The 20,259-nt window shown below is 60.9% G+C and carries 18 protein-coding genes; 7 read left to right on the forward strand and 11 right to left on the reverse strand.

The genetic code is table 11. The features are described 5' to 3' along the window. Window positions 1–60 precede the first annotated feature (60 nt). The 3 genes from epsC to mgrA all read left to right on the forward strand — a co-directional run bounded on the left by epsC (window position 61) and on the right by mgrA (window position 4,531). The gene (gene epsC / locus C4J87_RS01280; RefSeq protein ID WP_124360785.1) at window positions 61–987 is read left to right on the forward strand and encodes a serine O-acetyltransferase EpsC; all 927 of its coding nucleotides are present in this window, start codon (window positions 61–63) and stop codon (window positions 985–987) included. Window positions 988–1,390: 403 nt separating this feature from the next. Then, window positions 1,391–3,352, forward strand: a complete 1,962-nt coding sequence (betT, locus tag C4J87_RS01285; RefSeq protein ID WP_164487677.1) for a choline transporter BetT — start codon at window positions 1,391–1,393, stop codon at window positions 3,350–3,352. Between the two features lie 141 nt (window positions 3,353–3,493). Next, window positions 3,494–4,531 carry an L-glyceraldehyde 3-phosphate reductase gene (mgrA, locus tag C4J87_RS01290; RefSeq protein WP_124365420.1) on the forward strand — a complete coding sequence of 346 codons (1,038 nt, stop codon included), beginning with the start codon at window positions 3,494–3,496 and terminating at the stop codon, window positions 4,529–4,531. 146 nt (window positions 4,532–4,677) lie between these two features. Here the strand turns inward: mgrA and tauD are convergent, their stop codons facing one another. From tauD to C4J87_RS01325, 7 genes are all read right to left on the reverse strand, one after another. Beyond that, window positions 4,678–5,514, reverse strand: a complete 837-nt coding sequence (gene tauD / locus C4J87_RS01295; protein WP_124365421.1) for a taurine dioxygenase — start codon at window positions 5,512–5,514, stop codon at window positions 4,678–4,680. A gap of 14 nt (window positions 5,515–5,528) precedes the next feature. After that, a complete protein-coding gene (tauC, locus tag C4J87_RS01300; RefSeq protein WP_124365422.1) occupies window positions 5,529–6,365 on the reverse strand; it encodes a taurine ABC transporter permease TauC in 837 nt (278 codons plus the stop codon). Next, window positions 6,362–7,141 (reverse strand): taurine ABC transporter ATP-binding subunit, encoded by a 780-nt coding sequence (gene tauB / locus C4J87_RS01305; protein ID WP_124360790.1) that lies wholly within the window; start codon window positions 7,139–7,141, stop codon window positions 6,362–6,364. The genes tauC and tauB overlap by 4 nt, the downstream gene beginning before the upstream one ends. A 13-nt stretch (window positions 7,142–7,154) precedes the next feature. After that, window positions 7,155–8,132 (reverse strand): taurine ABC transporter substrate-binding protein, encoded by a 978-nt coding sequence (gene tauA / locus C4J87_RS01310; protein ID WP_124365423.1) that lies wholly within the window; start codon window positions 8,130–8,132, stop codon window positions 7,155–7,157. A gap of 250 nt (window positions 8,133–8,382) precedes the next feature. Then, a complete protein-coding gene (gene gshA, locus C4J87_RS01315; RefSeq protein WP_124365424.1) occupies window positions 8,383–9,966 on the reverse strand; it encodes a glutamate--cysteine ligase in 1,584 nt (527 codons plus the stop codon). A gap of 214 nt (window positions 9,967–10,180) precedes the next feature. Continuing rightward, complete coding sequence (locus tag C4J87_RS01320; RefSeq protein ID WP_124365425.1) at window positions 10,181–10,564, reverse strand: PaaI family thioesterase; 384 nt, start codon at window positions 10,562–10,564, stop codon at window positions 10,181–10,183. Next, window positions 10,564–12,888: a Tex family protein gene (locus C4J87_RS01325; RefSeq protein WP_124365426.1), complete on the reverse strand. Its 2,325-nt coding sequence runs from the start codon at window positions 12,886–12,888 to the stop codon at window positions 10,564–10,566. The genes C4J87_RS01320 and C4J87_RS01325 overlap by 1 nt, the downstream gene beginning before the upstream one ends. 355 nt (window positions 12,889–13,243) lie before the next feature. Between C4J87_RS01325 and ompR the strand changes: the two genes are divergently transcribed. Both ompR and C4J87_RS01335 read left to right on the forward strand, forming a co-directional pair. Beyond that, window positions 13,244–13,984, forward strand: coding sequence for a two-component system response regulator OmpR (ompR, locus tag C4J87_RS01330; RefSeq protein WP_003236035.1), 741 nt, complete (start codon window positions 13,244–13,246; stop codon window positions 13,982–13,984). A gap of 116 nt (window positions 13,985–14,100) precedes the next feature. Then, complete coding sequence (locus tag C4J87_RS01335) at window positions 14,101–15,414, forward strand: ATP-binding protein (RefSeq protein WP_124360795.1); 1,314 nt, start codon at window positions 14,101–14,103, stop codon at window positions 15,412–15,414. A gap of 140 nt (window positions 15,415–15,554) precedes the next feature. On the opposite strand, the gene rimK is transcribed toward C4J87_RS01335, so the two are convergent. From rimK to C4J87_RS01350, 3 genes are read right to left on the reverse strand one after another with little or no spacing between them, the layout of a single operon-like run. Continuing rightward, window positions 15,555–16,460 carry a 30S ribosomal protein S6--L-glutamate ligase gene (gene rimK / locus C4J87_RS01340; protein ID WP_007949201.1) on the reverse strand — a complete coding sequence of 302 codons (906 nt, stop codon included), beginning with the start codon at window positions 16,458–16,460 and terminating at the stop codon, window positions 15,555–15,557. Continuing rightward, window positions 16,457–16,939, reverse strand: a complete 483-nt coding sequence (locus tag C4J87_RS01345) for an ATP-dependent zinc protease (RefSeq protein ID WP_124365427.1) — start codon at window positions 16,937–16,939, stop codon at window positions 16,457–16,459. Before C4J87_RS01345 ends, rimK begins: the two co-directional genes overlap by 4 nt. Window positions 16,940–16,951: 12 nt before the next feature. Beyond that, on the reverse strand, window positions 16,952–17,731 hold the full coding sequence (locus C4J87_RS01350; RefSeq protein ID WP_124365428.1) for an EAL domain-containing protein: 780 nt from the start codon (window positions 17,729–17,731) through the stop codon (window positions 16,952–16,954). Window positions 17,732–17,847: 116 nt separating this feature from the next. Here C4J87_RS01350 and C4J87_RS01355 point away from each other — a divergent pair, with 116 nt between their 5' ends. After that, window positions 17,848–18,255, forward strand: a complete 408-nt coding sequence (locus tag C4J87_RS01355; RefSeq protein WP_124365429.1) for an RNA-binding S4 domain-containing protein — start codon at window positions 17,848–17,850, stop codon at window positions 18,253–18,255. Between the two features lie 136 nt (window positions 18,256–18,391). Here the strand turns inward: C4J87_RS01355 and C4J87_RS01360 are convergent, their stop codons facing one another. Further along, window positions 18,392–19,195, reverse strand: coding sequence for a phosphatase PAP2 family protein (locus C4J87_RS01360; RefSeq protein WP_124365430.1), 804 nt, complete (start codon window positions 19,193–19,195; stop codon window positions 18,392–18,394). A 124-nt stretch (window positions 19,196–19,319) separates the two neighbouring features. On the opposite strand from C4J87_RS01360, the gene hslO reads away from it, so the two are divergent. Continuing rightward, window positions 19,320–20,222 carry an Hsp33 family molecular chaperone HslO gene (gene hslO / locus C4J87_RS01365; RefSeq protein ID WP_124365431.1) on the forward strand — a complete coding sequence of 301 codons (903 nt, stop codon included), beginning with the start codon at window positions 19,320–19,322 and terminating at the stop codon, window positions 20,220–20,222. Window positions 20,223–20,259: the final 37 nt, after the last annotated feature.

Below are 20,259 nucleotides of genomic sequence, written 5' to 3' on the forward strand. Positions count from 1 at the left end.
TTCTTAAGCGCTGCCAGGGCCATACCGTAAAGTGAGGCCATTTCGTCAGGAGTGAATACCGTGAGTGAGCGTTCCAGCCATTGGCAACTGCAGACCATTGTCAGCCAACTGCGCAGCGCCCGGGACCAGTGGCGAACGCGCAATGGCCGCTTGAGTGGCGAACATGGAGGCCGCGAACTACCGTCTCGCCAGGCGGTGGCGCAGATTCTCGAAGCCTTGTGCGGCGCACTGTTCCCGATGCGCCTGGGCCCGGTGGACCTGCGCGAAGAAAGTGAAGACTTCTACGTCGGGCATACCCTCGACGTCGCCCTTAACGCCTTGCTCGCCCAGGCCCGCCTGGAGCTGCGCTACGCCGCGCGCCAGGGCGGCCAGGATGACCGTGAGGTCGACGCCCAGGCCATTCGCCTGATCCAGGATTTCGCCCTGGCCTTGCCGGCGTTGCGCAGCCTGCTGGATACCGACGTACTGGCCGCCTACCACGGAGACCCGGCCGCGCGCAGCGTGGATGAGGTGCTGCTGTGCTACCCCGGCATCCTGGCGGTGATTCACCATCGTCTGGCCCATCATCTATACCGCGCCGGTTTGCCCTTGCTGGCGCGGATCAGCGCGGAAATCGCTCATTCGGCCACCGGTATCGATATCCACCCCGGCGCGCAGATCGGCCCGAGTTTCTTCATCGACCACGGGACCGGCGTGGTGATTGGCGAGACGGCGATCATCGGTGAGCGCGTGCGCATCTACCAGGCGGTGACCTTGGGCGCCAAGCGCTTCCCGGCGGATGAAGATGGGCAATTGCAGAAAGGCCATCCGCGTCACCCTATCGTTGAGGATGACGTGGTGATCTACGCCGGCGCGACGATTCTGGGGCGGATTACCATCGGCCAGGGTTCGACCATTGGCGGTAATGTGTGGCTGACCCGCAGCGTGCCGGCCGGGGCGAATATTACCCAGGCCAATCTGCAGCATGATGATGGTGCGCAAAAGTAAGGAATCTGCACAAATCCCCTGTGGGAGGGGGCTTGCTCCCGATAGCGGTGGATCAGCCAATACCTGTGTTGGCTGACCTACTGCTATCGGGAGCAAGCCCCCTCCCACATGTTTGACTGCATTCCAAAATCATCCCGTCATTGCTGAACGAATTCCGGTCCTCACGCGTCATACCAATCCCTAAGCTAGTGTAGGAATCACCTACCACTCGGCCCCGAAATTAGTCCCAAACCGCCTATCCATGTTTAACTTGAACGTTCGTTCAAGTTAAACCGGTGGTTCGCTGCCCGCTCACAACAGGAGGCTTACCTTTGCTGAGTCCGTTATTGACAGCCACATTTCACACCTCGGGGGTGCATGGTTCATGAGTGCATCGTCTACCCCGTCCAGCGGTCAGGTGCACATGAATGCGCCCGTCTTCTACTTTGCTGCCACGGCTATTCTGCTGTTCGGCATCACTGTCATCGCTATCCCGCAACAGGCCGGTGCCTGGCTGCTGGCGGCGCAAAACTGGGCGGCCAATACGGTCGGCTGGTACTACATGCTGGCGATGACCCTGTATCTGGTCTTCGTGGTGGTCACCGCGTTATCGGGCTACGGCAAGATAAAACTCGGTGCCGACCACGACGAGCCCGAATTCAGTTACCTGTCCTGGGCCGGCATGCTGTTCGCCGCCGGGATCAGCATCACGCTGTTCTTCTTTTGCGTGTCCGAGCCGTTGACCCACCTGGTGCAACCGCCCCAGGGCGAGGCGCTGAATGCCGATGCGGCGCGCCAGGCCATGCAGATCCTGTTCCTGCACTGGGGCCTGCACGGCTGGGGCGTGTTCGCGTTTGTCGGCATGGCCCTGGCGTACTTCGCCTACCGGCATAACCTGCCGCTGGCGCTGCGTTCGGCGCTGTACCCATTGATCGGCAAGCGCATCAATGGCCCGATCGGTTACGCGGTGGATGGCTTCGGCATCATCGCCACGGTGTTCGGCCTGGGCGCCGACATGGGCTTTGGCGTGCTGCACCTCAATTCCGGCCTGGATTACCTGTTCGGTATTGCCCATACGCAGTGGATCCAGGTGGGCTTGATCACCTTGATGATGGGCGCGGCGATCATCGTCGCCGTGGCCGGTGTCGACAAGGGCGTGCGGGTGATGTCCGACATCAACATGCTGCTGGCCTGCGCGCTGCTGCTGTTTGTGTTGTTTGCCGGGCCCACCCAGCATTTGCTCAACACCTTGATCCAGAACATCGGGGACTACCTGGGCGCCTTGCCGACCAAGAGTTTCGATGTGTACGCCTACGACAAACCCAGCGACTGGCTGGGTGGCTGGACGGTGTTCTACTGGGCCTGGTGGATCGCATGGTCGCCGTTCGTGGGCCTGTTCATCGCACGCATTTCCCGTGGCCGCACCATCCGTGAATTCGTGTTTGGCGTGCTGCTGATCCCGCTGGGTTTCACCCTGGCGTGGATGTCGATCTTCGGCAACAGCGCCATCGACCAGGTGCTCAACCACGGCATGACCGCGCTGGGCCAGTCCGCCATCGATGAACCGTCGATGAGCCTGTACCTGCTGCTGGAAACCTACCCGTGGAGCAAAACCGTGATTGCGGTCACGGTGTTCATCAGCTTTGTGTTCTTCGTGACCTCGGCCGATTCCGGCACCGTGGTGCTGTCGACCCTGTCGTCCAAGGGCGGCAACGCCGATGAAGACGGACCGAAATGGCTGCGCGTGTTCTGGGGCGCAATGACCGCCCTGGTCACCAGCGCCTTGCTGTTTGCCGGCAGTATCGATTCGTTGAAGTCCGCGGTGGTGCTGACTTCGCTGCCGTTCTCGCTGATCCTGTTGCTGATGATGTGGGGGCTGCACAAGGCGTTCTACCTTGAATCGCAAAAGCAGATCGCGCAGTTGCATTCGTTGGCGCCGGTGTCGGGCTCACGCAAGGGCACGGGCGGTTGGCGCCAGCGTTTGAGTCAGGCCGTGCATTTCCCGTCGCGGGATGAGGTGTACCGCTTCCTTGAGACCACGGTACGTCCGGCGATCGAAGAAGTGACGGCGGTGTTTGTCGAAAAAGGCCTCAACGTCGTCACCCAGCCCGACCCGTCCAACGACAGCGTCAGCCTGGAAATCGGCCACGGCGAAGAGCATCCGTTTGTTTACCAGGTGCAGATGCGCGGCTATTTCACGCCTTCATTTGCGCGCGGCGGCATGGGGTCCAAACAGCTCAACAATCGCCGCTATTATCGGGCGGAAGTGCACTTGCGTGAGGGCAGCCAGGACTACGACCTGGTGGGCTACACCAAGGAGCAGATCATCAACGACATCCTCGACCAGTACGAGCGGCACCTGCAGTTCCTGCACCTGGTGCGCTGAGAAAACGTACGGCGCACCGTTCCTCTCAAGTAGGTCTTTGCTGTAAAAGGGAAAGGCAGACTTAAGCGATTCAGCGGGCTGAAAGGCCTGGGAATAACCTTATTCCCAGGCCTTGTTTGCCCCAAGCCTAGAGAGGATTCGATGACGTACATTGCTGCCGAAAACCGCTATGAATCTATCCCTTATCGCCGCGTAGGCCGCAGTGGATTGGTGCTGCCGGCACTGTCCCTGGGGTTGTGGCACAACTTTGGCGACAGCACCCCGATCGCCACCCAGCGTGCCCTGCTGCGCACCGCATTCGACTCAGGCATCAACCACTTCGACCTGGCCAATAACTACGGCCCGCCCTACGGCAGCGCCGAGATCAACTTCGGCCGGTTGCTGCGCGAAGACTTCAAGCACTACCGCGACGAGCTGATCATCTCCAGCAAGGCCGGCTGGGACATGTGGCCCGGCCCCTATGGCCAGGGCGGCGGTTCGCGTAAATACGTGCTGGCGAGCCTGGACCAGAGCCTGCAACGCCTGGGCGTCGACTATGTGGATATTTTCTATTCGCACCGTTTCGACGCCGACACGCCGCTGGAAGAAACCGCTAGTGCGCTGGCCACCGCCGTGCAGCAGGGCAAGGCGTTGTACATCGGTATCTCGTCCTACTCCGGCGTAAAAACCCGTGAGATGGCAGCGCTGCTCAACGAGTGGAAAGTGCCGCTGTTGATTCACCAGCCGGCCTACAACCTGCTCAACCGCTGGGTGGAAAAAGACCTGCTCGACACCACCGAAGAGCTCGGCGCCGGGGTGATTGCGTTCACACCGTTGGCCCAGGGTTTGCTCACCGACAAGTACCTCAACGGTGTGCCGGCCGACGCACGAGTTAACCGCCCGGGTGGTGGCTCGCTGCAGGCCAAGCACCTGTCCGACGCCAACATTGCCCATGTTCGCGCCCTCAACGAAATCGCCCAGCGTCGTGGCCAGAGCCTGGCGCAAATGGCGCTGGCCTGGACCCTGCGTGATCCACGGGTGACCAGCGCGCTGATCGGTGCCAGCCGGCCGGAGCAGATCATCGAGAACGTCGGGGCGTTGAAGAACCTGAGTTTCAGCGCGGAGGAACTGGCGGAGATCGATCGGTTTGCCCAGGAAGGTGGGATCAACTTGTGGGAAAAACCATCCACCGCTGAATGACCTGACACAACTGGGTTAAAAGTGTGGGAGGGGGCTTGCTCCCGATGGCAGTGGATCAGTCAATAGATACAGTGACTGACCCACCGCTATCGGGAGCAAGCCCCCTCCCACATTTGGTCCTCAGTGTTGCTTGAAGTGTGTATGACTCAGAACGGCACATCGCCCAGGATGGTTGCCCGATGCATCACGCGCCGCTGCGGCCGGTAGTCATCCACCGCGTAATGCTGGGTCACGCGGTTGTCCCAGAACGCCACGTCATTTTCCTGCCAGCGCCAGCGGATGGTGAATTCCGGGCGTGTGGCATGGGCGAACAATAGTTTGAGAACCGCCGCGCTTTCGGCCGATTCCAGTTCATTGATCCGGGTGGTGAAGCCTTCGCTGACGAACAGCGATTTACGCCCGCTCACCGGGTGTGTGCGGATCACCGGGTGCGACAGGGGTGGGTTTTTTTGGCGGGCTTCTTCCCAGCGGGCTCGGTCGTCGGCGGTGTTGCCAAAGCGCTCCAGTGGGAAAGACTGGGTGAAGTCGTGGGTGGCAGTCAGCCCATCGAGCAACGCTTTGAATGGCTCGGACAGCGCTTCATAAGCCGCAATCCCACTGGCCCACAAGGTATCGCCACCGAACGCCGGCAGCAGTTTGGCGCTGAGCACCGCGCCCAGGGCGGGTGTGGGCAGGAAGGTCACGTCGGTGTGCCATACGGCGTTATCACGCACATCGGTGACCGCCGTGTCGAGGATCAACACTTCGGGCTGTTCCGGTACGTTGGGGTAGATCGGGTGGATGTGCAGGTCGCCGAAATTCGCCGCGAACCGCGCCTGTTGCTGCGGGGTGATCGGCTGGTCCCGGAAGAACAGCACCGAATGCTTGAGCAGGGCTTGTTCGATGGCGTCGCGCTGTTCGGCGCTCAGTGTCTGGGTGATATCGACGCCACTGATCTGGGCGCCGAGCGCGATGCTTAGGGGGGTAACGGTCAGGCTGCTCATTTATTCATCATCACTCAGTGTGCCTGGCCATGCCACGGCACTAATTTACGCTGCAGGGCGCGCAGGCCCATTTCCATGGCGAAGGCGATCAGCGCGATCACCAGGATGCCCAGGACCACGACGTCAGTGACCAGAAACTGCGCCGCCGACTGCACCATGAAGCCCAGGCCGCTGGTGGCGGCGATCAGCTCGGCGGCCACCAGGGTCGACCACCCCACACCCAGGCCGATGCGCACGCCGGTGAGGATGTCGGGCAGGGCGCTGGGCAGGATCACATGCCGGATCAACTGGGCCCGGGTCGCGCCCAGCGACTGTGCGGCGCGCAACTTGGCCGGGTCGACCGTGCGTACGCCGGTCGCGGTGGCAATGGCAATCGGCGCAAAGATCGCCAGGTAAATCAGCAGCACTTTGGACAGCTCGCCGATGCCGCACCAGATCACGATCAACGGCAGATAGGCCAGCGGCGGGATCGGCCGGTAAAACTCGATCAGCGGATCGAGAATGCCACGGGCCATACGGTTGGCACCGATGGCGATGCCCACCGGCACGGCCGTCAGCACCGCAAAGCCCAAACCCAGGCCGATGCGGCTGAGGCTCGCGCCCAGGTGCTGCCACAAGGTGGAATCCATATACCCCGTAGTCGCCAGCAACCAGCCTTTTTGCAACACGGCAGAGGGCGGCGGCAGGAACAGCGGCTCGATCAAACCGGTGGCGGTCACGGCCCACCAGATAGCCAGCAAGGCCAACAGGGTCAACAGGCTGATCCAGCGCGTGCTCACGCGGCGGCGTAATGGAATGACGGCGTGTGTCACCGGCTTGGCCGCCGTGGCAGCGAGTTCGTAGCTGCTCATGCGCACACCTGCCGTTGCGAGAACACTTTGCCCAGCACGTGTTCGCGGGTTTCGATAAAGCGCGGGTCGGACTTGATTGCCCGTGCCGATTCGCCCGCCGCGTAGCGTTGGCCGAAGTCCAGGTGCAGGCGCTCGACGATCTGGCCGGGGTTGGGGGCCAGCAGAATCAAATCGGTGGCGAGGAACACCGCTTCTTCGATGTCATGGGTGATCAGGAATACCGGCTTGGCCGTGCGTCGCCAGACTTGCAGCAGCAGCTCCTGCATCTGTTCGCGGGTGAAGGCATCGAGGGCGCCGAAAGGCTCGTCCATCAGCAATACACGAGGGTCGGCCGCCAAGGCGCGGGCAAGGCCGACGCGTTGCTTCTGGCCGCCGGAGAGTTGCCAGATGCGGCGGCTGTCGAAACCGCCCAGGTCCACCAGCGCGAGCATTTCCCGAGCGCGCACTTCACGTTGCGCCTTGGGCACGCCGGCCAGTTCCAGGCCGAAGGCGACGTTGGCCAGTACGTCCTGCCAGGGCAACAGGGCATCGTCCTGGAACACCACGCCGCGCTCGGCACTGGGCCCCTTGACCGGCACGCCATCGAGGGTGATGCGCCCGGCCGAGGGCTCGACAAAACCGGCAATCAGGTTCAACAGCGAAGTTTTGCCACTGCCGGACGGGCCGAGGGCCACCAGCAATTGCTGGGGCCCAAGCTCGAGTGAAATATCCGCCAGTACCGGTTCCGGAGCGCCTGGGTACTGTGCGCTGATGCGCTCCAGTTGTAGCAAGGCCATCGCGATGAACTCCTCAATTAGTGATGAATTTGGCGCTGATGTAAGGGGCGTAGTCTGGGAGCACGGCATCGACCTTGCCCTGTTCCTTGAGGAACGCCGCAGTGTCGGTGACGGCCTTGGTGGTCGGTGCGCCCAGCAGGGTCACCTGGTCAGCGGCCAGCGGGTAGACGTTGCCTTGCAACAGCAGTGGGATGTCGCTGGCCTTGGCACCGGAGAGCTTCACCAGTTTGTCGACGTTGCGTTTGTCGGCGAGCCAGGCTTGTGGGTCTTTGCGGTACGCCGCGTAGGCATCCAGGGTGACTTTGGCGAAGGCGGTGACGATTTCCGGATGCTTCTCGGCAAAGTCCTTACGCACGATCCAGGCATCGAAGGTCGGTGCACCGAACTTGGCCAGCTCGCCGGAGGTGATCAACACCTTGCCGTTTTCCTTGGCTACGCCCAGGGCCGGGTCCCACACATAGGTGGCGTCGATATCATCGCGCTTCCAGGCGGCGATGATGGCCGGTGGTGCGAGATTGAGGATGGTTACTTTCGAGGGGTCGATGTTCCAGTGCTTCAGCGCGGCCAACAGGCTGTAGTGACCGGTGGACACGAACGGCACGGCGATCTTTTTACCGATCAGGTCCTGCGGGCTGTTGATCCCCGAACCATCGCGCGCCACCAGGGCTTCGGCGCCGCCGATCTGGGTGGCGACGAGGAAGGTCTGCACCGGTACGTTGCGCGTGATCGCGGCGGTCAACGGGCTGGAACCGAGGTAACCGATCTGCACGTCGCCCGAAGCGATGGCGGCGATGATATCGGCGCCATTGTCGAATTTGCGCCAGTCGATTTTGGCATTGGTGGCTTTTTCATAGGCGCCATCGGCCTGGGCGACTTTCGCCGGGTCGACGGTGGTCTGGTACGCGACGGTCACATCCGCCGCCTGGGCAAACAGGCTGGCACCGGCCAGGGACAACGCCGCCAGCAAGCGCAGGGGGGTCAGCAGTTTCAAAGGGAAGCTCCTCGATCAGGCGGCCGGGGGTCGGCGTGTGAGGAGACTAAATGATCTAAGAATCCGAAAATAAATAACATTTTCGAATTAGCTTAGTTGCAGAAGTAACCGTGAATTTGAATGCACAGAGAGCAAATGTGGGAGGGGGCTTGCCCCCGATAGCGGTGGATCAGTCACTGATCGGTCGACTGACACTCTGCTATCGGGGGCAAGCCCCCTCCCACATTTTTAAAGCAGCTTCGGCGTTTAATCAGTTACTGATCGCCAGAATACTCGCCTGGTACGACCCCACAAACACATCGAAATCGCCCACCTCGTTTTGCTCAAGCTCCGCCTGCTGGGCCAGGGACGTACGCGCCAGTGCCTCGAAGCGCGCTTGTTCCTCAGCGGGAAGCGGCTCCTTGCGGAAATACTCAGCATGCACCTCGCTCTGATGCAGGGAGAACTGCGCAAAGCTTTCCTTGCGCTCGGCCATCGCTGCCAGCACCTGAGCCGACGGCGTCAGTGACGGGTCATTGACCTTCGCCAACTGCGCGTCCAGCGCCTGGCTGTGCTCGGTGATACCGTGGCTTGCATCGAGCAGGGCGGCCAGGGGGGCGATGTGTTCCAGCAGCTCGGTGGCCCACTCTTTCATATCCACCGCTTGGCCCTCACGCTGCAATTGCAGGCCCGGACGGCGACCTTCCTTGACCACGCTGAGGAAGTTGGAGGTGGCATTCCCACATTCATTATTGGCGAACAGCGGGCTGTCATTCAGCGCGCAATAGAGCAGGAACGCATCGAGAAAGCGCGACTCTGGAAGGTCGATACCCATCGGCAGGAACGGGTTGATGTCCAGGCAGCGCACTTCGATGTACTGGATGCCTCGTGCCATCAGGGCCTGGATCGGCCGTTCGCCGGTATAGGTCACGCGCTTGGGGCGGATGTTGGAGTAGTACTCGTTTTCGATCTGCAGGATGTTGGTGTTGAGCTGCACCCATTCACCGTCCTTGTGCGTGCCGACTTCGACATAGGGCGCGTAGGGCGTTGCCACCGCTTCGCGCAGGCTGTCGGTGTAGCTGGCCAGGTCGTTGTAGCACGGCGTCAGGCCAGCCTGGGCGTTGCTCTGGTAACCCAGGTCGCTCATGCGCAGGCTGGTGGCGTACGGCAGGTACAGGGTGTCGGCGTCGAGCACTTCAAGCTGGTGCGAGCGACCGCGCAGGAAGCCGGCGTCCAGGGCCGGCGAGGCACCGAACAGGTACATCAACAGCCAGCTGTAGCGCCGGAAGTTACGGATCAGCGCGATATAGGCGGTGGACTGATAGTCGCGGTCGGTGCCGACAAACCCTTCGGCTTCCTTGAGCAGCGGCCACAGCTGTTCCGGCAACGAAAAGTTGTAGTGGATACCGGCAATGCACTGCATGGTCTTGCCGTAGCGCAGGGCAAGGCCCTTGCGATAAACGTACTTGAGCTGTCCGATATTGGAGGTGCCGTAGTAGGCAATCGGAATATCTTCCTCGGCCGGCAACGGGCACGGCATCGAGGGGCTCCACAGGTACTCGCTGCCCAGCTTGGTGTAGGCAAAGCGGTGGATCTTGTCCAGGCAGCTCAGGGTATCGGCCGGGTTGGGCAGCGCGGGAGTGATGAACTCCAGCAGCGATTCCGAGTAATCGGTCGTGATCTGTTCGTGAGTCAACGCGGCGCCCAGGGCTTCCGGATGCGGTGTCTGGGCCAGGCGGCCCTCGCTGGTGACGCGCAGGCATTCACGCTCGATGCCATGCAGGCAGTGCTCTAGCAGGGAGAGGTGTTCGCGCTTGCCGAGCAGAGCCAGGCGGCGGTTGAGAAGTTCGCTCAAGTTGGATTCCTTCACGCGTCAGTCGCCCCAATATGGGGGTGGGCAAGACGGTCTACAAGGGTGAAGTTGAAACTGGCGTGATCGCCTGGTTCTGAGTCGATTTGACCCGCTCTGAATATGCCGACTTCACTCCATGAATTGGGCTACAGCGCAGCGAGAAAATTCCGACGCTGTTGTCACAGGGCCGAAATTAACTCAAATCATGGGCGGGGAGCTATAGGACAGCGAACGTGCCCTGTGCTTTTGCGACAAGTCTGTCGCCTTGGTACACGTCGGCTTCGACCACTAATGTGCGCCTGCCGGCGTGGATCACCCGGCTGGTGCACAGTACGTCACCGTCTTCCACGGCGCGGATATAGTTGATTTTGCACTCGATGGTCGCGCTCTGCTGGTCGAACCCATGGGCGCTGGAGCAGGCCAGGCCCATGGTGATGTCCACCAGGCTGAAAATCGCGCCGCCATGCAGCTTGCCGCCGCGATTGCGCAAATGCGGCGCCAGGCTCAGGGCCACTTCGGCAACGCCCTCATCCAGGCGCTGCAGGCGGCAGCCGATCAGTTCGCTGAACGCGCTCTGGGTCAAACCGGCCGGAATCTCCATCAGCGCTTCTTCAACTGTTTTGCGTTGGCGAACAGCGAAGCCATGGCGTTGTTGCTCGGAGCGGCTGTCGCGGTTTCCTTGCGCGGCGCGGTGTTCTGCGACGAGCGCGGGGCCGAGCCAGGACGAGCGCCACGGGCGCCGTCGATTTTCTCGCCGGGGGTGTCGCTCATGCGCATCGACAGGCCAACGCGTTTACGTGGGATGTCGACTTCCATCACCTTGACCTTGACCACGTCACCGGCCTTAACCGCTTCGCGCGGGTCCTTGATGAATTTCTCCGAAAGCGCAGAGATATGCACCAAACCGTCCTGATGCACACCGATATCCACGAATGCGCCGAAGTTGGTCACGTTGGTCACCACGCCTTCGAGGATCATGCCCAGTTGCAGGTCCTTGAGGTCTTCGACACCGTCCTGGAACTCAGCGGTCTTGAATTCGGGGCGCGGGTCGCGGCCGGGTTTTTCCAGCTCTTGCAGGATGTCGGTGATGGTCGGCACGCCGAAGGTTTCGTCGGTGTACTTCTTCGGGTCCAGACGCTTGAGGAACGCGGCGTCGCCGATCAGCGAGCGGATGTCGCGGTCGGTTTCGGCAGCGATTCGTTGCACCAGCGGGTAGGCTTCCGGGTGAACCGCAGAGGCATCCAGCGGGTTATCACCGTTCATTACGCGTAGGAAACCGGCGGCTTGCTCGAAGGTTTTCTCGCCCAGACGCGCGACCTTTTTCAGCGCGGCGCGGGTTTTGAAGGCGCCGTTTTCGTCGCGGTGAGTAACGATATTTTGCGCCAGGGTAGCGTTGAGGCCAGAAATACGTGCGAGCAGCGCCACGGAAGCGGTGTTCACGTCCACACCCACGGCGTTTACGCAGTCTTCCACTACCGCATCCAGGCCACGCGCCAGCTTGAGCTGCGACACGTCGTGCTGGTATTGGCCGACGCCGATGGATTTAGGATCGATCTTCACCAGCTCGGCCAGCGGGTCCTGCAGGCGACGGGCAATCGACACGGCGCCGCGGATCGATACATCAAGGTCCGGGAATTCCTTGGACGCCAGTTCCGAGGCCGAGTACACCGAAGCGCCTGCCTCGGAGACCATGACCTTGGTCATCTTCATGGCCGGGTATTTTTTGATCAGCTCAGCGGCCAACTTATCGGTTTCGCGGCTGGCGGTGCCGTTGCCGATGGCGATCAGGTCCACGGCATGCTTGGCGCACAGGGCGGCCAGGATGGCGAGGGTCTGGTCCCACTTGTTGTGCGGCACGTGCGGGTAGACGGTGGCGTGGTCCAGCAGCTTGCCGGTGGCGTCGACCACCGCGACCTTGCAGCCGGTGCGCAGGCCCGGGTCCAGGCCCAGGGTGGCGCGTGGACCCGCCGGAGCGGCCAGCAGCAGGTCATGCAGGTTGTGGGCGAATACGTTGATCGCCTCGGTTTCGGCGCCGTCGCGCAGCTCGCCGAGCAGGTCGGTTTCCAGGTGGGTATAGAGCTTGACCTTCCAGGTCCAGCGCACGACCTCACTGAGCCACTTGTCCGCAGGACGATTCTGATTCTGAATGCCGAATTGTTGACCGATCATGCCCTCGCACGGGTGCATGGTGCCCGGCAGTTCGTCGCCGACTTTCAGCGCGGAGCTGAGAATGCCCTCGTTGCGGCCACGGAAAATCGCCAGGGCGCGGTGGGACGGCATGCTCTTGAGGGGCTCGTCGTGTTCGAAGTAATCGCGGAACTTGGCGCCTTCTTCCTCTTTGCCGGCGATGACGCGGGCGCTGAGGATGGCTTCCTGTTTCAGGTAGGTACGCAGTTTTTCCAGCAGGCTGGCGTTTTCCGCGAAGCGCTCCATCAGGATGTACTTGGCGCCTTCCAAGGCAGCCTTGATATCGGCGACGCCTTTTTGCGCGTCGACAAAGCGCGCGGCTTCGGCTTCCGGGGTCAGCGACGGGTCATTGAACAGGCCGTCGGCCAGGTCGCCCAGGCCCGCTTCCAGGGCGATCTGGCCCTTTGTGCGACGTTTCTGTTTATACGGCAGGTAAAGGTCTTCGAGGCGGGTCTTGGTGTCGGCGAGCTTGATGTCGCGTTCCAATTGCGGGGTCAACTTGCCCTGTTCCTCGATGCTGGCAAGGATGCTGATACGCCGCTCGTCGAGTTCTCGCAGGTAACGCAGGCGTTCTTCCAGGTGCCGCAGCTGGATGTCGTCAAGGCTGCCGGTCACTTCTTTTCGGTAACGGGCGATGAAAGGCACCGTGGAGCCTTCATCCAGTAGCGCGACGGCCGCTTCGACCTGTTGTGGGCGTACACCGAGTTCCTCGGCGATGCGGCTGTTGATGCTGTCCATAAAACCACCTGAAATTCTGAAAAGCAGCTCGCAGGCCCGAAACACAAGGCTTTGCGAGGCTGGTTGAGCGGCCCGACTGGCGCCGCTGCCTGGGTCAAGAGGCAGTCTATTGACCCTCGAAATCGAAAAAACACGACAAGCGGGTAAAAAAAGCCTGGCAGTAAACGGTAACGATCTGACGTTGCCCTGCACGAAGGCGCCGCATTATAACCAGCGTTCTGCCCTTGGGGGCTACTGCGCCAGTGGTCGTAGAGCGCGGCTTGGCTGGCAGTAGAGGAAAAATCTGCTAACAATGCACACGGTGCGTATAACGGCAGCTAGGCCATAATGCGCGCCGAGATAAGAGGAGCATCTAATGAGCAGCACTGCACAAACTGCTGAAGGCGAAAAAATTCTCATCGTTGACGACGATCCGGGGCTGAGCAGCCTGCTGGAGCGTTTTTTCAACTCCAAAGGCTACCGGGCGCGCGCGGTGCCGAACACCGAGCAGATGGACCGCCTGTTGGGGCGTGAAGTGTTCAATCTGGTCGTGCTCGACCTGATGCTGCCCGGCGAAGACGGCCTCACCGCCTGCAAGCGTCTGCGCGGTGCGAACAACCAGATCCCGATCATCATGCTCACTGCCAAGGGTGATGAGCTGAGCCGCATCAAGGGCCTTGAACTGGGCGCTGATGACTACCTGGCCAAGCCGTTCAACCCGGACGAGCTGATGGCCCGGGTCAAGGCCGTATTGCGTCGCCAGGCCCCGTCGGTACCGGGCGCGCCGGGCAGCGAAGACGAAAGCGTGACCTTTGGCGACTACGAGTTGTCCCTGGCGACCCGCGAGCTCAAGCGTGGCGACGAAGTGCACATGCTCACTACCGGCGAATTCGCGGTGCTCAAGGCTCTGGTGATGAACGCTCGCCAGCCGCTGACCCGCGACAAGCTGATGAACCTGGCCCGTGGCCGAGAATGGGACGCCCTGGAGCGCTCCATCGACGTGCAGATCTCCCGACTGCGCCGGATGATCGAGCCGGACCCTTCCAAGCCGCGGTATATCCAGACGGTGTGGGGTGTGGGTTATGTGTTTGTGCCGGATGGCACCGCAACCAAGTGACCGATGATTTGCAGGGGCGGGCATCCGGCGTTTGATTCCATGAGGATCGACGGGGTGTCCGGCGTCTGCAATTCTGCGAGCGCCGCTCGTTCCTGCAAGGTGTCTAGCTGTCTCCTATGAAAACCCCGCTGTGGTTCCCGCAAAGTTTCTTCTCCCGCACCCTTTGGCTGGTGCTGATCGTCGTTCTGTTTTCGAAGGCACTCACACTGGTTTATCTCTTGATGAACGAGGACGTGCTGGTGGATCGGCAATACAGCCATGGCGTCGCCTTGACGTTGCGCGCCTACTGGGCCGTAGACCCAGAGAACCGTGAAAAGGTAGCCAAGGCCTCAACCCTGATCCGGGTTGATGGGGCCGGCGTGCCTGAGGGCGAACAGCATTGGCCCTACAGTGAGATCTACCAGCGCCAGATGCAGGCGGAACTGGGCGACGACACCGAGGTGCGGCTGCGCATGCATGTGTCGCCTGCGCTGTGGGTGAGGGCGCCCAGCCTGGGAGATGCCTGGATCAAGGTACCGCTGTATCCGCACCCGTTGCGCGGGCAGAAAATCTGGAACGTATTGGGCTGGTTCCTCGCCATTGGCTTGCTTTCAACCGCGTCCGCGTGGATTTTCGTGCGCCAGCTCAATCAACCGCTCAAACGCCTGGTGTTCGCGGCCCGCCAATTGGGCCAGGGGCGCAGCGTGCGCCTGCCAGTCAGCGATACGCCCAGTGAGATGACCGAGGTGTACGGCGCGTTCAACCAGATGGCGGAGGATGTCGAGCAGGCCGGGCGCGAGCGCGAGCTGATGCTGGCGGGCGTGTCCCATGACCTGCGCACGCCGTTGACGCGATTGCGCTTATCCCTGGAGTTGATGGGCAACCATACCGACCTCACCGATGACATGGTGCGCGACATCGAGGACATGGACGCGATTCTGGACCAATTCCTGGCATTCATCCGTGATGGGCGCGACGAGGTAGTGGAGGAGGTTGACCTGACCGATCTGGTTCGTGAAGTGGTCGCACCCTACAACCAGAGCGGTGAGCAGGTGCGCCTGCGCCTGGAACCGATTCAGCCGTTTGCGTTGCGCAGGGTGTCGATGAAGCGCCTGCTGAACAACCTGATCGGCAATGCCTTGCATCATGCCGGTTCGGATGTGGAAGTAGCGGCGTACGTGTCTGGCGACAGCGCTGCGCCCTATGTGGTGCTGAGCGTGATGGACCGCGGCACCGGTATCGACCCGGCGGAACTGGAGGCCATCTTCAACCCGTTCACCCGTGGCGACCGCGCCCGTGGCGGTAAGGGTACAGGCTTGGGCTTGGCGATTGTGCGGCGGATTGCGTCGATGCATGGCGGCAATGTCGAGTTGCGCAACCGCGAAGAGGGCGGTCTGGAGGCACGGGTGCGCCTGCCGCTTGGGTTGATGTTGCCCAGGGATGCGGTCTAACAGACAACATGAATCAAATGTGGGAGGGGGCTTGCTCCCGATAGCAGAATGTCAGTCAATGCAGATGTGACTGACCCACCGCTATCGGGAGCAAGCCCCCTCCCACATCTGAACTGATGTTGTGTCAGGGGCAGAGCTTTTCAGCCCTTTCCCTTGGTTCGGGTCATGTTCGGCCCGCCATTTTTTTCCAGATGCTCAATGATGATCCCCGCCACATTTTTGCCCGTGGTGGTCTCGATCCCTTCCAGGCCCGGCGATGAGTTCACCTCCATGACCAACGGGCCATGGTTGGAGCGCAGGATATCCACACCTGCCACGGCCAACCCCATGACCTTGGCCGCACGCAGCGCGGTCATGCGCTCCTCCGGGGTGATCTTGATCAGGCTCGCGCTGCCGCCACGGTGCAGGTTGGAGCGGAACTCACCCGGCTTGGCCTGGCGTTTCATGGCGGCAATCACCTTGTCGCCCACCACGAAGCAGCGGATATCCGCACCGCCCGCTTCCTTGATGTACTCCTGCACCATGATGTTCTGCTTGAGGCCCATGAACGCCTCGATCACCGATTCCGCCGCCGTTGCGGTTTCGCACAGCACCACGCCGATGCCCTGGGTGCCTTCCAGCACCTTGATCACCAGCGGCGCGCCATTGACCATGTCGATCAGGTCGGGGATGTCATCCGGGGAGTGGGCAAAACCGGTGACCGGCAGGCCGATACCCCGGCGTGACAGCAGCTGCAGCGAGCGCAACTTGTCCCGCGAGCGCGCGATGGCCACGGATTCATTCAGTGGGAAGACCCCCATCATTTCAAACTGGCGCAGCACCGCGCAGCCATAGAACGTCACCGAGGCGCCGATGCGCGGGATCACCGCGTCAAAGCCTTCCAGCGGCTTGCCCCGGTAGTGGATCTGCGGCTTGTGGCTGGCAATGTTCATATAGGCCCGCAACGTGTCGATCACCACCATTTCATGGCCACGTTCAGTGCCGGCCTCGACCAGGCGGCGGGTAGAATACAGACGCGGGTTTCGCGACAGCACAGCGATCTTCATGCAGCACCTGGGGCAGAAATAGTAGAGACCGGGAACACCGGCTTGTCTTGAACGTACTTGACGCCCGGGCTGACCACCAAATGGCCGTCAATCAGCGCCTTGGAGCCTAGCAACAGGCGATAACGCATGGCTTTGCGGCAAGCCAGGGTGAACTCCACCCGCCACACCCGATCGCCCAACGCCAGGGAGGTGCTGATCACGTAGCGCACCTGCGCATGGCCGTTGGAGCTCTTGATGGTTTTCATCGTTACCAGGGGCGCCTCGCAGCGGCGGTGACGCAGTTGCACCACGCTGCCCAAGTGGGCGGTAAAACGCACCCACTTTTCGCCATTACGCTCGAATGGCTCGATTTCAGTGGCGTGCAAGCTCGAGGTACTGGCGCCGGTGTCGATCTTGGCGCGCAGGCCAGCCACTCCCAGGTCGGGAAGCGCCACCCACTCTCGCAGACCCACAACGGTCAAATGGTCAAATGTCTTCAATATGGGTACCGGTCAATGTGCCCAGGCGTCAGGCGAAACCTTGGCCAGGGCATTGAATGCGGGCTTGGCGAACCAATAGCCCTGCATTAGAAATATTCCACAGTCGGAGAGGAAGTCCCGCTCGCCGGCACTTTCGATGCCTTCGGCGATGACAGTAACCCCCAACTGCTCACAGATTGTGACAATCCCCCGGACGATCACCTGACGGACGCGGTCTTGGTCGACATCGCGAATCAGCGCCATGTCGAGTTTGATCAGGTCCGGCTGGAAATCGGCCAGCAGATTCAGCCCCGAATAGCCCGCGCCGAAATCATCGATGGCGGTCTTGAAGCCGAATTCGCGGTATTCACGCAGAATATTCGTCAAATGGCGATTGTTATCTACATGCTCGCTTTCCAGTGTCTCGAAAATCAGGCGGTCCAGCGGAAAATTGTGCGCGCGGGCGGCCTCCAGGGTGCTGCGGATACACAGTTCCGGACGGTAAACGGCATTGGGCATGAAATTGATGGAAAGGTGAGTCTGCATGCCCAGGGCGGCAGCGCCGGCAATTGCCTGGGTGCGGCAGCGCTGGTCGAAGCGGTAGCGATTGGTTGCGTTGACGTGGGCCAGCACCGACGACGCGCCTTCACCCTGGATGCCGCGCACCAAGGCTTCATTGGCGAATATCGAATGATCACGCAGGTCTACGATAGGCTGGTAGGCGAAAGCAAAATCGAACCCCAGAGGCTCGCTTTGCTGGCAACCCACGCACCGCTGGTTGGGCGAGGTGAGTGAAACGGGAAAGTCGGTCACAGCGTGTCCTCGCGAAAACAGAGTGCTACCTGGCGTATCTTAGGTGAGCCTCAGGGTTTATGCGTCGAAGCGTTTCAACGGTAAGGTTGCGACATTTTTCAGAGCGAGGAATTCAAGTGGCTCAAAAACAGGAAGAGGAAGAAAAGGTCCGCCTGGACAAGTGGCTGTGGGCCGCGCGTTTCTACAAAACCCGTGCCCTGGCCAAGGCCGCTATCGAGAGCGGCAAGGTGCACCATCGCGGCGAGCGCTGCAAGCCGGGGAAGGAACCGCGTGTCGGCGACGAGTTTCAGATTCGTACAGGGTTCGATGAAAAGACCGTCGTGGTTCAGGCCCTTTCTGTCGTGCGCCGGGGCGCGCCAGAAGCGCAGACACTGTATGCGGAGACCGAAGCCAGCATTACCAAGCGCGAGAACGCTGCGGCCATGCGCAAGGCGGGAGCTTCGGGTTTGACCACCGATGGCAAGCCGAGCAAAAAGCAACGCCGTGACTTGTTCAAGTTTCGCGGCAGTGGCAATGATGATTGATTACACGAATCTCCAACCCAAAGGAGATCAAAATGTGGGAGGGGGCTTGCTCCCGATTGCGGTAGGTCAGTTACCGATAAGCTGACTGATCCACTGCTATCGGGAGCAAGCCCCCTCCCACATTTGGCCGGTGGTGTTAAGGGTTTGCGCGCATCACACTCAATCGCCCGATCACCGGCAATTTGCCAAGCAACCCGAAAACCGGCGCTGTTACCCGCAACAGGGACCCCGACACCTTCGCTGCAAACGGCGTGTAGTAACCCCAACCCAATGCCAACAGCGCCAGCAAAACCCCGCCGATGTAATCGTCCTGGCCCCAGTGCGCGCCTGCTACCAGTCGCGGCATCATGAACAGCAGCGCCAGGCCCCAGATCACCAGCACCTGGCCGATGCGCTGGGCGAACAGGGTCATGAACATCGCCCAGATCAACAACACCGAAGCATGATCGCCGGGAAAGCTCTGGCTCGATCGGTCTTTCAGTTCCCAGGTTTTCTCCAGCCCAGGGAAAAAATCACTCATCTGCACTGCGCCGCCGATCACCATCGACGGGCTGCTGTGCTGCCAACCCATCTGCGCCGCGAGTTTGGAAAACAGCATTCGGATAAACAGCAACAACAAAAGAATGCTGAGGAAGCCAAAGAACGCCTGGCGAACCTGCACGGCCTTGAACACCCAATCGCCGCGTATCAGCAGCGCCAACAGAATTACCCCGACGACCGCATCAAACGGTCGCAGGCTCGCCACGGCCCACACATGCAACCAAGTGGAGTTGCTCGCCAGCGGACCATTGAGCAGATGAAACAGCCACTCGTCGAAAATCACACACAGCATCTGCCCCGTGGGCCACAGCCAAAAACACAGCAGCGCGATAGCGAGTAGATTGCAAAGAGCCCATCGCCGGAGGTTCCAGTTCGCTTGGAACAAACCCGGATTGTTCATAAACTGTCCCTCATCGTCCTATTAAGCTCCTTGTTTTCAGGAGAATCCGCACCAATATGGTGCTAAAGCGTTTAATTTTATAAACGTTGTAATCATTTTGTCATCACTTCAGATACCCAGACCTATGACTGATCTACCGGATACCGACTTCACCCAACGCTTTATCTTTGACGAGAACGACGCCCGCGGCGAATTGGTTTCGTTGGAACTCAGCTATGCCGAAGTCCTTGCCAAACACGCGTATCCGGAGCCGGTCGCGCAGTTGCTCGGTGAGTTGATGGCAGCGGCTTCGCTGCTGGTGGGCACGATGAAATTCGATGGCTTGCTGATCCTGCAGGCGCGTTCCGAAGGTCCGATCCCGATGCTGATGATCGAGTGTTCCAGCGAGCGCGAGATCCGTGGCCTGGCCCGTTATGACGTCGACCGGATTACACCGGATGCCACCTTTTCCGAGCTGATGGCCGATGGCGTGCTGGCGATCACCGTTGACCCCACCGAGGGCCAGCGCTACCAGGGTATCGTTGACCTCGACGGCGAGACCTTGGCGGACTGCTTTACCAACTATTTTGTAATGTCCCAGCAAGTCGGCACCAAGTTCTGGCTCAACGCCGACGGCAAGCGCGCTCGCGGCCTGTTGTTGCAGCAATTGCCGGCTGACCGGATCAAGGATGAGGATGATCGCGCTGAAAGCTGGCGGCATATCATCGCCCTAGCCGACACGTTGAAGGCCGAAGAGCTGCTGGGCCTGGACAACGAAACCATCCTGCACCGCCTTTACCACGAAGAGGCCGTGCGCCTGTTCGACGAACAGTCCCTGCGCTTCAATTGCAGTTGCTCCCGCGAGCGCTCGGCCAATGCCTTGATCAGCCTGGGCCTGGAAGATGCGCAGAATCTAGTGGTGGAACACGGTGGCCATATCGAGATCGACTGCCAGTTCTGCAACGAGCGTTATCTGTTCGATGCTGCCGATGTCGCCCAATTATTCGCCGGCGCAGGCATCGACACCCCTTCCGACACCCGCCACTAAAACGTTTAAGCACAGGTAAATCACCTGTCAAATGCCG

Origin of the sequence: Pseudomonas sp. R1-43-08, assembly GCF_003852255.1 — a bacterium.
In the GTDB taxonomy this organism is placed as follows: Bacteria; Pseudomonadota; Gammaproteobacteria; order Pseudomonadales; family Pseudomonadaceae; genus Aquipseudomonas.